The organism is Bradyrhizobium sp. GCM10028915, from assembly GCF_042666195.1.
Classification (GTDB): Bacteria; Pseudomonadota; Alphaproteobacteria; order Rhizobiales; family Xanthobacteraceae; genus Bradyrhizobium; species Bradyrhizobium canariense_D.
In genome coordinates, this window is the sequence record NZ_JBHTFN010000012.1 from 374,150 (window position 1) to 388,662 (window position 14,513).

At 62.9% G+C, this 14,513-nt stretch carries 17 protein-coding genes; 13 read left to right on the forward strand and 4 right to left on the reverse strand.

Translation table 11 applies throughout. The features are described 5' to 3' along the window. Positions 1 to 164: 164 nt before the first annotated feature. The gene (locus ACFQX9_RS10875; protein WP_007596925.1) at positions 165 to 500 is read left to right on the forward strand and encodes a GYD domain-containing protein; all 336 of its coding nucleotides are present in this window, start codon (positions 165 to 167) and stop codon (positions 498 to 500) included. Positions 501 to 827: 327 nt separating this feature from the next. Here the strand turns inward: ACFQX9_RS10875 and ACFQX9_RS10880 are convergent, their stop codons facing one another. Continuing rightward, a complete protein-coding gene (locus ACFQX9_RS10880) occupies positions 828 to 1,022 on the reverse strand; it encodes a hypothetical protein (RefSeq protein WP_377788311.1) in 195 nt (64 codons plus the stop codon). A gap of 492 nt (positions 1,023 to 1,514) precedes the next feature. On the opposite strand from ACFQX9_RS10880, the gene ACFQX9_RS10885 reads away from it, so the two are divergent. Then, the gene (locus tag ACFQX9_RS10885; protein WP_247490939.1) at positions 1,515 to 1,820 is read left to right on the forward strand and encodes a hypothetical protein; all 306 of its coding nucleotides are present in this window, start codon (positions 1,515 to 1,517) and stop codon (positions 1,818 to 1,820) included. Between the two features lie 16 nt (positions 1,821 to 1,836). On the opposite strand, the gene ACFQX9_RS10890 is transcribed toward ACFQX9_RS10885, so the two are convergent. Continuing rightward, positions 1,837 to 2,064 (reverse strand): DUF2093 domain-containing protein, encoded by a 228-nt coding sequence (locus ACFQX9_RS10890; protein WP_007596922.1) that lies wholly within the window; start codon positions 2,062 to 2,064, stop codon positions 1,837 to 1,839. A 175-nt stretch (positions 2,065 to 2,239) separates the two neighbouring features. Here ACFQX9_RS10890 and ACFQX9_RS10895 point away from each other — a divergent pair, with 175 nt between their 5' ends. Both ACFQX9_RS10895 and ACFQX9_RS10900 read left to right on the forward strand, forming a co-directional pair. Beyond that, on the forward strand, positions 2,240 to 3,106 hold the full coding sequence (locus tag ACFQX9_RS10895; RefSeq protein ID WP_377788315.1) for a dienelactone hydrolase family protein: 867 nt from the start codon (positions 2,240 to 2,242) through the stop codon (positions 3,104 to 3,106). A gap of 216 nt (positions 3,107 to 3,322) precedes the next feature. Continuing rightward, a complete protein-coding gene (locus ACFQX9_RS10900) occupies positions 3,323 to 3,493 on the forward strand; it encodes a hypothetical protein (protein WP_166517608.1) in 171 nt (56 codons plus the stop codon). Between the two features lie 265 nt (positions 3,494 to 3,758). Here the strand turns inward: ACFQX9_RS10900 and xseA are convergent, their stop codons facing one another. Continuing rightward, the gene (xseA, locus tag ACFQX9_RS10905) at positions 3,759 to 5,381 is read right to left on the reverse strand and encodes an exodeoxyribonuclease VII large subunit (protein ID WP_377788318.1); all 1,623 of its coding nucleotides are present in this window, start codon (positions 5,379 to 5,381) and stop codon (positions 3,759 to 3,761) included. 137 nt (positions 5,382 to 5,518) lie between these two features. On the opposite strand from xseA, the gene ACFQX9_RS10910 reads away from it, so the two are divergent. The 6 genes from ACFQX9_RS10910 to ACFQX9_RS10935 all read left to right on the forward strand — a co-directional run bounded on the left by ACFQX9_RS10910 (position 5,519) and on the right by ACFQX9_RS10935 (position 10,777). Continuing rightward, entirely contained in the window at positions 5,519 to 6,628 is a 1,110-nt protein-coding gene (locus ACFQX9_RS10910; RefSeq protein ID WP_377788321.1) for an alpha/beta hydrolase, read from the forward strand. Beyond that, on the forward strand, positions 6,625 to 7,179 hold the full coding sequence (locus ACFQX9_RS10915; protein WP_085361283.1) for a hypothetical protein: 555 nt from the start codon (positions 6,625 to 6,627) through the stop codon (positions 7,177 to 7,179). The genes ACFQX9_RS10910 and ACFQX9_RS10915 overlap by 4 nt, the downstream gene beginning before the upstream one ends. Beyond that, complete coding sequence (locus ACFQX9_RS10920; RefSeq protein WP_018453460.1) at positions 7,179 to 7,478, forward strand: transcriptional regulator; 300 nt, start codon at positions 7,179 to 7,181, stop codon at positions 7,476 to 7,478. Before ACFQX9_RS10915 ends, ACFQX9_RS10920 begins: the two co-directional genes overlap by 1 nt. 323 nt (positions 7,479 to 7,801) lie before the next feature. Next, a complete protein-coding gene (locus ACFQX9_RS10925) occupies positions 7,802 to 7,981 on the forward strand; it encodes a hypothetical protein (RefSeq protein WP_085357155.1) in 180 nt (59 codons plus the stop codon). Positions 7,982 to 8,238: 257 nt separating this feature from the next. Continuing rightward, positions 8,239 to 10,419 (forward strand): PAS domain S-box protein, encoded by a 2,181-nt coding sequence (locus ACFQX9_RS10930; RefSeq protein ID WP_377788326.1) that lies wholly within the window; start codon positions 8,239 to 8,241, stop codon positions 10,417 to 10,419. Beyond that, positions 10,412 to 10,777, forward strand: coding sequence for a response regulator (locus tag ACFQX9_RS10935; protein WP_018453464.1), 366 nt, complete (start codon positions 10,412 to 10,414; stop codon positions 10,775 to 10,777). The genes ACFQX9_RS10930 and ACFQX9_RS10935 overlap by 8 nt, the downstream gene beginning before the upstream one ends. Positions 10,778 to 10,945: 168 nt before the next feature. Here the strand turns inward: ACFQX9_RS10935 and ACFQX9_RS10940 are convergent, their stop codons facing one another. Further along, positions 10,946 to 11,482, reverse strand: coding sequence for a transposase (locus ACFQX9_RS10940; RefSeq protein WP_377788330.1), 537 nt, complete (start codon positions 11,480 to 11,482; stop codon positions 10,946 to 10,948). Between the two features lie 438 nt (positions 11,483 to 11,920). Between ACFQX9_RS10940 and ACFQX9_RS10945 the strand changes: the two genes are divergently transcribed. The 3 genes from ACFQX9_RS10945 (at position 11,921) to purD (ending at position 14,468) form a co-directional block, all read left to right on the forward strand. Then, the gene (locus ACFQX9_RS10945) at positions 11,921 to 12,229 is read left to right on the forward strand and encodes a PadR family transcriptional regulator (RefSeq protein ID WP_377788333.1); all 309 of its coding nucleotides are present in this window, start codon (positions 11,921 to 11,923) and stop codon (positions 12,227 to 12,229) included. Continuing rightward, entirely contained in the window at positions 12,220 to 12,756 is a 537-nt protein-coding gene (locus tag ACFQX9_RS10950) for a hypothetical protein (RefSeq protein WP_377788336.1), read from the forward strand. The genes ACFQX9_RS10945 and ACFQX9_RS10950 overlap by 10 nt, the downstream gene beginning before the upstream one ends. A gap of 428 nt (positions 12,757 to 13,184) precedes the next feature. Then, the gene (gene purD / locus ACFQX9_RS10955) at positions 13,185 to 14,468 is read left to right on the forward strand and encodes a phosphoribosylamine--glycine ligase (protein ID WP_377788339.1); all 1,284 of its coding nucleotides are present in this window, start codon (positions 13,185 to 13,187) and stop codon (positions 14,466 to 14,468) included. Positions 14,469 to 14,513: the final 45 nt, after the last annotated feature.

Consider the following 14,513-nt stretch of genomic DNA (forward strand, 5'->3'; position numbering starts at 1 on the left):
CTCGCATGAGAGCCGTCACCGGGACGTGCCGAACTCCCGGAAATCATCGACGGCGTTTATGCCCACGGCGGGCAGTACCTTCATCATTTCAGATGCAGCGGCCGTAACGACGAGTTCGGAACGGCAGGGAAAGTCATTGCCAAAAACCCAGAGGAGAACATGCCATGCATTTTTGCCTCACCGGACAATACACACCCCGCGCTCTCAATGCCATTTTGGAGAACCCCAAGACCGATCGTCAGGAGGCGGCAAGAAAACTCATCGAAGCGGCCGGCGGAAAGCTGATTTCGATGTTCAGCGTTGCGGCCGACGGCCCAGGCGTGTTGGTGATTTTCGATGTGCCTGATCCGGGTGCGGCTCCGGCCATCTCCGGCCTGACCGTCACGGCGGGCACCCTGCAGAACGTGAAACTGACGCGGCTGTTCACGCAGGACGAGATCAAGCAGGTTCGCCAGAACGCGGCGAAGCTGCGTTCTTCGTATACTCCGCCCGGAAGCTGACATCCGGATCTAAAGCGAAGCCGCCGCAGTCGAAGGAAGCGGCGGCAACGCTCACCTCACAGCAAGAATCACGTCTGCAACCGAGGCAAGGCGAAGGCCTTCCAGCCTGCGTTGACGAACCATGCTGTCCGGTGCGTGCTGCGTCCGCGGCGTTCAGCAGTCAATCATGCTCACCACGCCCCAACGGCCATCAATCCGATAATGGTCAGGCATGAGACGCAGGCCACCATGGCGGTATAGTACTCGGGTGTATTCATTGCTGCCTCCCAAACTGTTGCCAACTGCTTGGTCACTGCTACGGGGAGAGATCGCCGGTCTCGGGCCGCTTCAATTCGGCGCGCGGCGACCGGTCTCGCGTTGTGCGTCCGTCCTCTCATCGTCACCCTGATCCGGATGATGATGCGCGTCGAGAGCTTCAAAGCGTTCAGCTGCGATCAGAAGCTGTTTCCGCATTTCAGCGAGGCGGGCGCGGCAATATTCACGATAGAGCAGGTCTAATATGGTGGGCATGATCACCCCCATCGTTGATTTTCGATTACAGATATTCCACCGCAAATTTTCGAGGTGATCGTAGCCCGACAGATGGCTCTTCGATATGAGCCCGTTCACAGACTGCGCCAATTCCAGAGCTCAGTGGCCGCTTGGCTGACTTGATTGTCTGTGCGATAAAAAGAGCAGGGCCAGTTACCTAAGATGAAGCATAGCGGCGCTTTGTTTCACCAAGACTTCGTCAAACAACCTAAGAGCGCCAATCGCAACAAAGAATCCAACCACAACGCGAAATAACTAACCATGGAGTGCAAGCACTCTTCGATGCAACGCGGATTGGCATAACGGAAATCATCTCGGCTGTGAGAGCAGCATTTCTGATGCGTCCGAACATGCCTCGTGAAAAAGCTGCACCGCTCGTGCTATGCCGGCAGGGCAGCTGCGCTTTGCCCATCGACAGCAGCCTGCCATTCAGGCGCCATTCATCGCAAGCTCCTATCGTTTTCAGACGCTCAGGAGAATGCGATGAAGTTGCCGTCCGCCGCCGTTGCCGCCAGTCTTGTGGGTCTGATCATTGCGCCGGTGTTTGCACAGACGGCACCGCCGGCGGCGTCCACCGCCACAGTGTCGGTCCCCGCGACCAAGCGCGTGACGTGTCTTTCCACGACGGCAAGCCTGAAGGGACAGGACAAGCGCGACCAGATGCAGCTCTGCATGGCGCAGGCGCGGCTCGATTGCCTGAAGCAGGCGATCGATCAGAAGATCGTCGGCGAGACCAGGAAGAGTTTCATCAAGACCTGCGTGGGCGCGGATGGCGCGGAGCAGCGATAGACGCGCGGCTGCGGCCTCACGCCTGCGGCTTGGGCGCGCCCGGGTAATGCCGCTCGAGCACGGCGGCGGGCGTGGCGTAGGCTTCCTGCAGGTCCACGCTCCAGTATTTCAACTCGTCGAGCGGAATGCGCGTATCGGTGATCGCGCAGCGCACGAAGGTCCCCGGCGAGATCACGCGGAAATCGCCGTCGAGATACTGCACCTGCGCTTCGCCATGGCCCGAGGGGCCGAACTTGTTCAGCACGGTCGAAAGTCTCCGTGGAAGGCCGCTCCGGGATCACATGGGAGGGCACGATGTGTTGGACGGGATGTAGCACAGATAGGGTGGCTTGTCCGCCCGGTAAACCCACCGGTTTGTGATGTTTTGGCGGCGTTTCCGCATGATAGTGCTTGAGCGAAGGATCCAACGGCAAAGTTCGATGCGCCTTCCGTTCACCGCCCTGTTCCTGACCTTCCTGCTCTCGGCCGCGCACGGCTCGCCGGCACCGCAGCCGGTCGAGATTCCGCTGGCGTCCGGCGTGCTGCATGCGCAGCTCTACAAGCCCGAGGGCACCGGGCCGTTTCCGACCGTGATCGCGCTCCACGGCTGCGGCGGCCTCGGTGGCCATTCCGATTCCGTGCTACCGCGCTATCGCAACTGGGCCGAGCGGCTGCTCAAATCCGGCAACGCCGTGCTGCTCCCTGACAGCTACGGCTCGCGCGAGCTCGGGCCGCAATGCCGCGTCAAGGAGATCCACGTCAAGGCGCGGCGCGAACGCGTCACCGATATCGCGGCGTCGCGCGCGTGGCTGATGAAGCAGAGCTGGGCAGCGCGCGACCGTGTCAGCCTGATGGGCTGGGCCAACGGCGCCAGCGCGCTGCTCTGGGCCGTGCGTCCGCAAAACCTTGCGCGCGAGACGGGTCCGGATTTCCGCGCCGCGATCGCGTTCTATCCGGACTGCAGGATTTCCGCCGGCCTCGGGTGGAGCACACGGGTGCCGACGCTGGTGCTGATCGGTGGCAATGACGACGTCTCGTCGCCGCCGGCCTGCCGCCAGATGGTCGAGGGCGCGCATGGCCGCAGCGCGCTCGCGCGCATCGTGGTCTATCCCGGCGCCTATCACGATTTCGACCGCGCCAACACGCCGCTGCACGCAGCCGCCGGCAGCCTTGATGCCGCCGCGCCCGAGCACGGCCATCTCGGCACCGATGCGGCAGCGCGCGCGGAGTCGCAGAAGGAAGTGGCGGAGTGGCTGGCGCGTGATGGCAGTGCCGTAGCCCGGATGAGCGTAGCGATATCCGGGTAGGCCTGTCCCGCATGTCGCTGCGCTCATGCAAGCTACATGTGGCGAGCGGGCTCGCCGCGCCGTAGCTCGTGAGAAGCGAAGGCGGGGCCGCCGGAGGGAACAACAGCGGACAGCCCCGCATCGACCACCGCCCTGCACGGAAAATGGCCGACCGTGACTCTACGGATCGCGCGCCGTGAGGGTTTCATTTCGTAACGACGCCATCATTCGACCACGATGTCGATTAAACGCAATCCCATGCGCAACCGCTTCGTCCTGTTCTCCTCCGCCCTGATCGTCTTCACCGTCGCGGTCTTCCTGTTTGAAGCCCATGCCGGCGCGCCGCAACTCGCGCCGGAACATTGCGGCTTCTGGACCACGATCGACGCGGGATTGTCTTGCCGCTGAGACGCGCAGTCTTGTAGCCCGGATGAGCGTAGCGATATCCGGGGCCGCTGCTCCCGCATGTCGCTACGCTCATGCGGGCTACGACAGCGAGTTCGTGACACGCGTCCCACACACTCACTGTCATCGCCCGGCTTGACCGGGCGATCCAGTACGCCGAGGCGGTTGTGATGGATCGAGAAGCCGCGGCGTACTGGATTCCCCGCTCCAGTGCGCAATTGCGCACAAGGCGGGGAATGACGGCGAGGGTGGCGCGCCGCCCTCCCGCCTAAAACAAATTCCCCTGATCCACCGGCTTGCCCACGCGCTTCGGAGCTTGCTTGGCCTCCTGCGCCGCCGCCTTCGCTTGCGATGGCGCGCGCTTTGCCGTCGGTGCTGCACGATCCGCATCCGCCGTCGCACCCACACGGCCATCCGCGAACTCGATCTCGACCCTTGCACCAGGACCTATCGCGTCCGCTGAATGCAAGGGATGCCCGGCCTCGTCGCGCACCAGCGCAAAGCCGCGCGCGAGCACGCCGCGATAGGACAACGCGGAGAGCAGCTTGCCGCTGTTCTCGACGCGGGCATCCAGCCGCTGCAACAGCGTCACCAGCGCGCGACCCGCGCGCTCGGCAAGGCGATGCGTGCGCTCGCGCTGACGGTGAATCGCGTTGCGCTGCGCCTGCGCATTGGAAAGCTTCGAGGCGCGCAGGCGCACCTCCAGTCCGGCAAAGCGGTCGCGCCGCCGCCGTAAGAGCGAGCGCGTGGACAGGCCGAGCCGCTCGCCGCACACGGTGAGGCGGTGATCGGCCTGCGAGATCTGGCCGTGCAGCACCCGCAGCGTCAGCTTGGCGCCTGCGGCGGTGAACCTGCGGAAATGCGCATGCGTGTTGGCCTTGAGGCAGCGGGGCAGGGACGCACCCGCTGAATCCAGCCGCTGCCGCGGGATCGCCAGCAGATCGCCGGCGGCCGGCAGCGCGCGCGCGGCGGCGCGCAGCTCGCTGCGGCGGCTCTCCTGGCCGCGTTGCCAGCAGGACCGGGTGCGTCGCCCGAGATCGCCGACCTCGACGAAGAGATCGCTGCGCACCGGCACCGCCATCTCGGCCGCCGCCGTCGGCGTCGGCGCGCGCTTGTCGGCGACGAAATCGATCAGCGTGATGTCGGTCTCATGCCCCACGGCCGAGATCAGCGGGATCATGCTCTCGGCCGCGGCACGGACCACGATTTCCTCGTTGAACGACCAGAGGTCCTCCAGCGAGCCGCCGCCGCGCGCCACGATCAGCACGTCGGGGCGCGGAATCTTGCCGCCCTCAGGCAGCGCGTTGAAACCGCGGATTGCGGCTGCGACCTGCTCGGCCGAGCCTTCGCCCTGCACCTTGACCGGCCATACCAGCACGTGGCGAGGAAAGCGGTCCTCCAGGCGATGCAGGATGTCGCGGATCACGGCGCCGGTCGGCGAGGTCACCACGCCGATCACCTCCGGCAGCCACGGCAAAAGCTGCTTGCGCGCCTCGTCGAACAGGCCTTCGGCGGCGAGCTTCCTCTTGCGCTCCTCCATCAGCGCCATCAGCGCGCCGATGCCGGCCGGCTCCAGCGCCTCGATCACGATCTGGTATTTCGAGGACCCCGGATAGGTCGTGAGCTTGCCGGTGGCGATGACCTCGAGCCCCTCCTGGGGCTTGAAGCGCATGCGGCCGTGCACGCCCTTCCAGATCACCGCCTCGATCTTGGCGCTCTCGTCCTTGAGCGCGAAATAGCAATGGCCCGACGAATGAGCCCCGCGGAAGCCGGAGATCTCGCCGCGGACCCGGACATGGCCGTAGGTGTCCTCGACCGTCCGTTTCAGGGACTGCGAGAGCTCTGAAACGGTGAATTCGGGCGTGTTGATCAGGGGTTCCGCTGAAGGCATCGGCAAACGATTCGGCATGTGGGGATCAGACCCGACGTTAAGGATTTTTGCAGCGCCGCGCCAATCCGGGGATTGATTAGGAGAGTACTCTGTACTATAGAGTTCTCTATAGTTGATTAGTTTGGGAGGAGTAGATCATGGCAATTCGAGTGCTGCGCGGCGTTTTGAGCGGGCTGAAATGGGCCCTGTGTGCGGCCGGCGGTGTGGCGCTGATCCTGACCGTGATGATCGCAACGCCGCTGGAGCGGCCGCCGGAGATGCGATCGGTCTCCGACTCCGCCAAGGGAATCGACTGGACCACCCTCCCGCCCTTGGAGCGCTTCCAGGCCCGCGACGGCACCTGGATCGGTTTTCGCCACTACGCTGCCAAAGCGTTTTCAAGCGAAGTGGAAGCCGGTTCGCGTGAAGAAAACGCGTCAAAACAAGAATCCGGAGCCCCGTTCCGATCCCATCGGAACGGAAATGGCTCCGGCCCCGCGACCGGCCGTGGCGCGATCTTCATCCACGGCTCGTCCGGCTCCAGCGGCACCGTCAATCATGCCCTGACCCAGGCCATCGCCTCGCGCGGCGTGGAGACCTGGGCGCTCGACATCCGCGGCCATGGTGGCTCCGGCACGCGCGGCGATATCGGCTATGTCGGCCAGCTCGAGGACGACCTCGTCGATTTCGTCGCTCAAATCCGCAAGACCGCGCCGGAGCTGCCGCTCACCTTGATCGGCCATTCCGCCGGCGCCGGCTTCTCGCTGCGCGTCGCCGCGACGCCGATCATGCAGGACATGTTCGTGCGCACCGTGCTGCTCGCGCCCTATCTCGGCTATGACGCGCCGACCAACAAGCCGCATGCCGGCGGCTGGGCCAATGTCGACCTGCCGCGCTTCTTCGCGCTGGCCACGCTGCGCAAGATCGGCATCGACTGCTGTTCGCAGCTTCCGGTGCTCGCGCTCGCCGTGCCCGCGACTTCGGCAAAGTACCTCGTCTCGACCTATTCGGACCGCCTGACGCGCAATTTCGCAACGCGCGGCTATCGCACCGATTTTCCGGCGACGACCCGCCCGATCACGATCTTCGGCGGCGCCGAGGACGAGATGATGATCTCGGACAAGTACGCGGAGACCGTGCAGGCGGTGAAGCCGTCGGTCGACGTCAAGATCATCGACGGCATCAACCATATGGGCATCGTCACCAACCCGAAGGCGATCTCGGTCATCGCCGACGATGTGGCGACGCGCGGGACAGGGCAGTCATGATCGACAGCAAGGAAGCCTCGGCGGCGCTGGCCGATATCGACGACATCGTCCAGCGCGTGAAGCAATCGCAGCTCTACGAGCTGGCGAGCTTTGCTGCCGTCTGGTGGGGCGCATTGGTGTTCGCGGGCAATCTCGTGACCTGGCTTTGGCCGGTCTATGCGGGCTACGCCTGGGTTGCCGTGGACGTTTTGGGCGCCGGCGGTCTGGTGGCGCTGCGCATTCTCAATCCGCCACATTATTCCCATGGCGTCGCCTTCAACATCAGACTGCTTCTGGTGTTCGCGCTCTTCTTCGCCTTCGGTTATCTCTGCACCAGCGTGATCGGTCATTTCGGTCCGCGCCAGCTCGGCACGTTCTGGCCGCTCTACTTCATGCTGTTCTATTCGCTGGCGGGTCTCTGGTTCGGCTATGCCTTCATGGCGATCGGTCTCGGCATCTCCGCGCTGACGCTGATCGGCTATTTCTACATCGGCGAGGCGTTCCCGCTCTGGATGGCCTTCGTCAATGGCGGAGGCCTGATCCTCGGCGGCCTCTGGATGCGGCGGATCTGATGGCCGAGCTCGACGACATCATCCACCAGCCGTTGCGGCTCAAGATCATGGCGGCACTGAACGCGCTGCCGGCCACCGCAGGATTGGAATTTTCCCGGCTGAAAAAGCTCACCGGCGCCACCGACGGCAATCTCGGCGCGCATATCGAGACGCTGGCGAAAGCAGGCTACGTGTCGGTGGAGAAGGCGTTCGTCGGCAAGAAGCCGCAGACCACGGTGACTGCCACAGCCGCCGGCCGCGGCGCGTTTGCGCGGCATGTCGCGACGTTGCAGGAGATTATTGCGGGGAAGCAGGGGTAGGACGTACTCATAAATGTCGGCTTACCAACGCAAAGCGGAAGTCTCCCACCTCGGGCATGATCGATGGCTTGTGACCCGAAGCTGACCTGCGAGGCTCGCCCGTACAACGATAGTCCATATCAATTTGGGGATTGCCGGCATTGCGATGCCCGATTGCTGCGGGTCCAAAGCTATCTCGATACACGCTTCTTCAAAACCGTCCGCATCTTCAAGTGCCAGGAGCTCATTGCGACGATTGAGGCACCCACGACATCGATTAATCTATGTTAAAGCCGCGCCCCGTAACTGGGAGGTAAAACGTTCCCAACGGGGAAACGCGTGCGATGGACTACCGCGCTTATATCATGGGCGAGGACGGGCGGATCAGCGGCGTTCATGAGATGGATTGCGCCGACGACGAGGAGGCCACAGCCAAAGCGAGACAGCTGCTCGACGGCCACGATTTAGAAGTGTGGCACAGAGATCGGCGCGTCACTGTTCTCAAGCACCACACAAGACAGTAAGGCCGCTCAGTGGCGGTCGCGGCCATGCAATGTCCCCGGTCAGGCGGCCCTTAGCGGACATGCTCATCAGCTTGTCCTGACGCCGATAACCGCCATTAGCGGACCCTCGCGAACCCGTACCTACGGGGGGAACCAAGGGGCCCGTGATGCGTTAAGAGCAGTTCGGCGGGCCGGAGGGGCGTCCGCCCATGTTTATTGCACGAACGACGCTCGTATCGGGTCGTCGTTCCTCTCGCCCCCGAGAGCCGGGCACCCGCATGTCGAACGTAGAAGAATTCCCACTCTCCGCCCGGCACCGCCCCACGGAGTTCGAGGCCCTGGTTGCGGCCGGCGCTGCCGCGCTCGATGCCATTCCGGGCGCAGTCTATCTCTGTGACGCGGAGGGGCTGCTGGTCGCCTATAACGCGGAGGCTGTGGTGCTGTGGGGGCGCACACCTGATGTTGGGAGGGAGCGCTTCTGCGGTTCACACCAGCTCTACCTGCTGGATGGAACTCCCCTCGCGCATGCCGACTGCCCCATGGCCACCGCCGTTCGCGCGGGAACGCCGACGCGCAATGCCGAAGTGATAATGGCGCGGCCGGATGGCTCTCGCTTCACGGCCATGGTCAACATCCGGGCGTTGCGCGACTTTTCTGGTCGCATCCAGGGCGCCATCAATTGCTTCCAGGACATCACCGGACGCAAGCAGGTCGAGGAGGAAGTCCGCCGCACGACGCAGGATCTGCAGGACTTTTTCGACAACGGCGCGGTGGGCCTTCACATCGTCAGTGGCGAGGGAATTATCATTCGCGCCAATAAGGCCGAATTGGATCTGCTTGGGTACCGGCCCGAGGAGTATATCGGGCGTCATGTCGCCGAGTTCCACGCCGACGCTCCCGTGATTGGCGATATTCTCCAGCGTCTTTCGTGCGGTGAGCCGCTGCAGCGCTACCCTGCCCGGCTGCGCGCCCGCGACGGCACGATCAAGCATGTCCTGATTACCTCGAACAGCCGCATTGTGGACGGCAAGTTTGTCAACACGCGCTGCTTCACGACCGACGTCACCGAACTGCATGCTGCCGAAGAGGCACGGCAAGCAAGTGAGGCGCGGCTTGCGGCGACTTATGAGGCCGCCAGCGTCGGCATTTCGGAGACCGACGAGAATGGTCGCTTCTTGCGGGTGAATGATTCCCTCTGCCGCATCACCGCGCGCAAACGCGACGAACTGTTGGGGATGACCTTCCTCGACTACACCGATCCCAACGATCAGACCGAAGATGCCGAATTGTACGCGCGGCAAGTCCGCGGCGACATCGAGAACTACACGGTTCGCAAGCGTGTACTACGGCCTGACGGGTCCGTTCGCCATCTGGATATCTTCAGTTCGTCGGTGCGGGATTCGGAAGGCTGCTTCCTTTATGGCGTGCGGGTCGCTCAGGATGTCACCACCACCAAGCAACTGGAGGATCGCTTGCGTGAAGGCGAGCAGCGCATGCGCGATCTCCTCGAGGCGTTGCCAGCAGCCATCTACACGACGGACGCCAAGGGGCGCATTAATTTCTTCAATCGGGCTGCCGTCGAGATGGCGGGCAGAACGCCGCAGCCAGGCGACGAATGGTGTGTGACCTGGAAGCTCTATTGGCCCGACGGCTCGCCGCTGCCGCACAATGAATGCCCGATGGCTGTTGCGCTGCGCGAAAACCGGCCGGTTCGCGGTGCCGAAGCGGTGGCCGAACGTCCAGACGGCAGACGCGTGCCGTTTATTCCTTTTCCAACGCCGCTGCGCGACGCGGACGGCAATCTTGTCGGCGCCATCAACATGCTCGTCGACATTAGCGAGCGGAAGAACGCCGAGAACGCTCAAAAGGCTCTCATCGACGAACTAAACCACCGTGTGAAAAACACCCTGGCCACGGTGCAATCTCTGGCGAACCAGACCGCCCGTCACGCCGCCGATCTGCAGGAATTTCTGCCGACCTTCACGGGACGGCTGCTTGCGCTCGCCCGCGGACATGACCTGCTGACGAAGCGAAACTGGCAGGATACCCCTTTCGAAAAGCTCGTCCACGATATCGTCGCTCCGATGTCGGGCGGACGGGTGCTGACTAGCGGGCCGCACGTTGAGCTAGACGCCCGCATGGCACTTAGCATCACCATGGTGCTCAACGAGCTTCTGACCAATGCGGCGAAGTACGGCGCACTCTCAGTGCCGAATGGATCAGTTTCGCTCACTTGGCGGATCAGCGCCGGCGAGCGCTCGCAAGCCGTGCTGGATTGCGAATGGCACGAACGTGGCGGACCACCTGTTACGCCTCCAAAGCGGCGCGGCTTCGGCACGCGGTTGATGGAACGTTGCGTCGAGCATGATCTCGCAGGTGAGTTCGATCTGGTATTCGAGCCGGAGGGCACTCGCTGCCGCATGGTGTTTCCCATTATGCCTGCAGCGTCCAATGGTTGAGCTGTCCGGCGCCAAGGTTCTCCTGGTCGAAGATGAGGGCCTTGTGGCCCTCATGCTCGAAGATATGCTTGAGGAACTGGGCTTGAAGGTCGTTGCCTCAGCAGCCCACGTACAAAAGGCGTGCGAACTCGCGACGACGGCATCGTTCGATTTGGCGCTCCTTGATGTGAACCTGGCTGGCGAACTTGTTTTTCCGGTAGCTCGCATCTTGCGGGAGCGAAGGATTCCCTTCCTGTTCAGCACGGGTTACGGCGGACCTCCGCTCGAGGAGGAGTTCAACAGTTCGCCCGCGATAGGCAAGCCGTTTTCTATCGATCAGTTGAACGAGAAATTGCGGGCGATTCTGGCGCTCCCATAGCAGGACGGCTTCGCGCGTTTCCTTGCGTCGGATGCCGATCCGGGCGCCGTGTGCAGGTGCCGAAAGCGAGTACGATTCTCCGGGGTCCGAGGCATCAAGGGGCCAACGCTGCTTTACTGGTACAAAGCTCGTAGGATGGGTTGAGCCCTTGCGAAACCCATCGCTTCTCTATCCCCGTTCTCCGAAATCGCGGCCGTCATCCGACTGATCGCCGGCCCAATCGGCCGGGTAATTGCCGAACTTTATGTGGCGATGAAACGAGGAGGGCGCCCAGTCACGGACTCTGTCGACGAGCCCGTGCTTGACCGGATTGATATGAACATAGTCTACATGCCGCGCGAAATCAGCTTCGTCGCGAATGGTATGCTCCCAATATCTGCGTTGCCAGATGCCCCGTTCACCTTTGGCCGCGCGGCTTGGGGATATCCTCTCGTTGCGCGCCAGGCCGCGCGAAAAGGTGGATTTGATCAACTGCCAGCGCATTGCAAAATCGGCACCACCTTCTGGCAACGTCCACACCGTGTGAAGGTGATCAGGCAGCACCACGATGGCATCGATCGTGAATGGATGGCGTCGGTGCGTTTCACGAAACGCCGTGCGCAACAACCCGATATGATCCGTCAGCAACGCTAGCTTCCGCTCCGCCAGGTTGACCGTGAAGAAGAAGCACCCACCCGGAAGAAAGTTGCGGCGGTACGCGGTCATGACGGGACGTTACCACGAAACAAGTGCGATGGGTTTCGCAAGGGCTCAACCCATCCTACGGGCTGTAATTGAGCAGGTACGTTATGGGCGCAAATGACGAACAGGCCTGTCTGATTTCTGGCACGTCGTCATACGAGACCACCCAGGTAGCGTTACGCCTGCGCTTGAGTTCAGCCGCAATCATAAGGTGGTCCTCAGCTCGTAGGATGGGTTGAGCCCTTGCGAAACCCATCGCTTCTTTATCCCCGTTCTCCGAAAACGCGGCCGTCGTCCGAGAGGCGATCGCTTGCCTCAAGGCGCGTGGCGTGTGGCAAGTTCGATCGTGGCGGGAAAGCCCGTGTTTTATCGCTTAAGGCCGTCCGGCGAGCACCGCTTGACGAGACTCGATGGGACCTATATAGAAAATCTACATAGGGGTGATGTAACCGGGAGCACGTAATGGGTACCAACGAACCGCGCTTAAGCGCGAAAGGACTGAACGTGTTGAACGCATTCGTCGAGGCCGGGAACCGAGAACTTTCCGGTGCGGACATTGCGGAGCGCACCGGCATCCTGTCCGGTACGCTCTACCCTATCCTGATCCGGTTCAAGTCTGCCGGATGGCTCAAGGACCGCTGGGAGAATGACGATCCCGTCGAACTCGGGCGTCCGAAGCGTCGGTATTACAAGCTCACGCCCGCAGGTCAAGCAGCCTATCGTAAAAATCTTCCTAGCGTGTCACCGAAGGGGAGCCTTGCATGGGCGTGATCCTTGGCATTCTTGGAGTGGTCGGGCTTGGTCTCGTCGTCCGCTGGTTTGGCGTCGAGATCGGAGTGCAGCACCTGCCGCTCTGTCGCCGGCTCGTTAGGTTCGCTGCTGCCCGCTTACCTGTCGACGAACGCGCTGCCGCCGAGAGCGAGTGGCTGGCCGTGATCGAGGACCTCCGCAGTCCGGCGGCTCAGCTTGTGCACTCTCTGAGCTTCGCAATTTCTGCGTTTCGCATTCGGCAGGCAATCAAGCCTAGGACGGCTCGCACGCTGTTCTTCAAGATTTATGTGTCCACCCTTACAACAGTGGCCGGGTTGAGTGCTGTGGGGACTTTCGCTTTCATTTACCTCTATCGGGATGTGGCACGGGATTTGGCCAAATATTTTCCAACGTCGAAGCTTGCCCTTGCAGGATTCCTTGCCATCGACGTGTTGCTCTTGATTGTGGCTTCCTATTTGCTCTTCCGCTTATTGAGACGGATCGTTGGTCGATACGAGCAGCGGCGCGGAAATTTACCAACAGAGTGAAGGTCGTTGTCGTGCGTGAGACCTCGAATCCGCCGGCATCCGCTCACTGTCATCAACGCGTCTATTTCTCCTGCGTGAACGCTTAGCATCGCGCAAAGCTTGGAAAGTCGGCCACTCGGCGCGTCGCGAGATATGGCCGCCATGCCGTCCCGAACGTCGAGCGGATCGCCATCAAGCGATGGCGCTGAGCTAGTGCGGTGCTCGGCTAGGTTCGATCCGAGAGAAAGGCCTCCTTGCCGTCCTACCTTCGGCCGTGCTGGTCTTGCCGACGGTGATGCACTCTGAATCGAGGCGTACCGCAACTATGGATTCCGGACTCGCGGCTTCGCCGCGCCCCGGAATGACGGGAGTGGGGCCGTTTCCCCTTGAGCCCCGCCCCGATTCATGCGACCTCGGCCCCCAGCCAAACCCCTCATTTCGAGCCTTCGATGCACATTCTCCTGCTTGGTTCCGGCGGCCGCGAACATGCGCTGGCGTGGAAGATCGCGGCCTCTCCCCTGGTGACCAAATTCTGGTGCGCGCTGGGCAATGCCGGGATCGCGCGCGAGGCGGAATGCGTGGCGCTCGACATCGCCGACCATGCCGCCGTGATCGACTTCTGCAAGGCGAATGCGGTCGAGCTCGTGGTGGTCGGCCCGGAGACGCCGCTGGCGGCCGGCATCGTCGATGACCTCACCGCCGCCGGCATCAAGGCGTTCGGGCCGGACAGGATCCCCGCCCAGCTCGAAAGCTCGAAGGGCTTCACCAAGGCGCTGTGCACCGAGTTCGGCATTCCGACCGGCGCCTACAAGCGCTTCACCAACGCCGCCGATGCGCGTGCTTACGTCCAGAGCCAGGGCGCGCCGATCGTGGTCAAGGCCGACGGTCTTGCCGCCGGCAAGGGCGTCGTCGTCGCCAAGTCGGTGCGCGAGGCGGAGGACGCCATCGCCATGATGTTCGAGGGCGGCTTTGGCGAGGCCGGCGCCGAGGTCGTGATCGAGGAGTTTCTGCCGGGCCGCGAGATCAGCTTCTTCGCGCTGTGCGACGGCGAGACCGCCATTCCGCTGGCGTCCGCGCAGGACCACAAGCGCGTGTTCGACCACGACGTCGGTCCGAACACCGGCGGCATGGGCGCGTATTCGCCGACGCCGCTGGTCACGCCGGCGATCCATGACGCGATCATGGCCAAGATCATTCTGCCGACGGTATCAGGCATGAAGCAGCGCGGCACGCCGTTTCGCGGCATCCTCTACGCCGGCATCATGCTGACGACGCAAGGGCCAAAACTGTTCGAGTTCAACGTCCGCTTCGGCGATCCCGAGTGCCAGGTGCTGATGCTGCGGATGATGTCGGACATCGTGCCGGCCTTCCTCGCCGCCTGCGACGGGCAGCTGAAGAACTTTGACCTGCGCTGGCATCCGGAGGCCGCGCTCACGGTGGTGATGGCGGCAAAGGGATATCCCGGCGATTACCAGAAAGGCACGCGGATCGAGGGGCTCGATGACGCCGCCAAGGTCGAGACCGCCGAGATCTTCCACGCCGGCACGGTCGAGAAGGACGGCGCCATCCTCGCCAATGGCGGCCGCGTCCTCAATGTCTGCGCGCTCGGCAAGACCGTGACGGAAGCGCAGGTGCGCGCCTACCAGGCCGTCGACCGCATCAACTGGCCGGAAGGCTTCTGCCGCCGCGACATCGGCTGGCAGGCCGTGGACGCCGAGAAAGCCAAGAGCTGACAGGCTTTTTTCGCACACGCGCGCAATTTCGCCCCGCCCGACGGC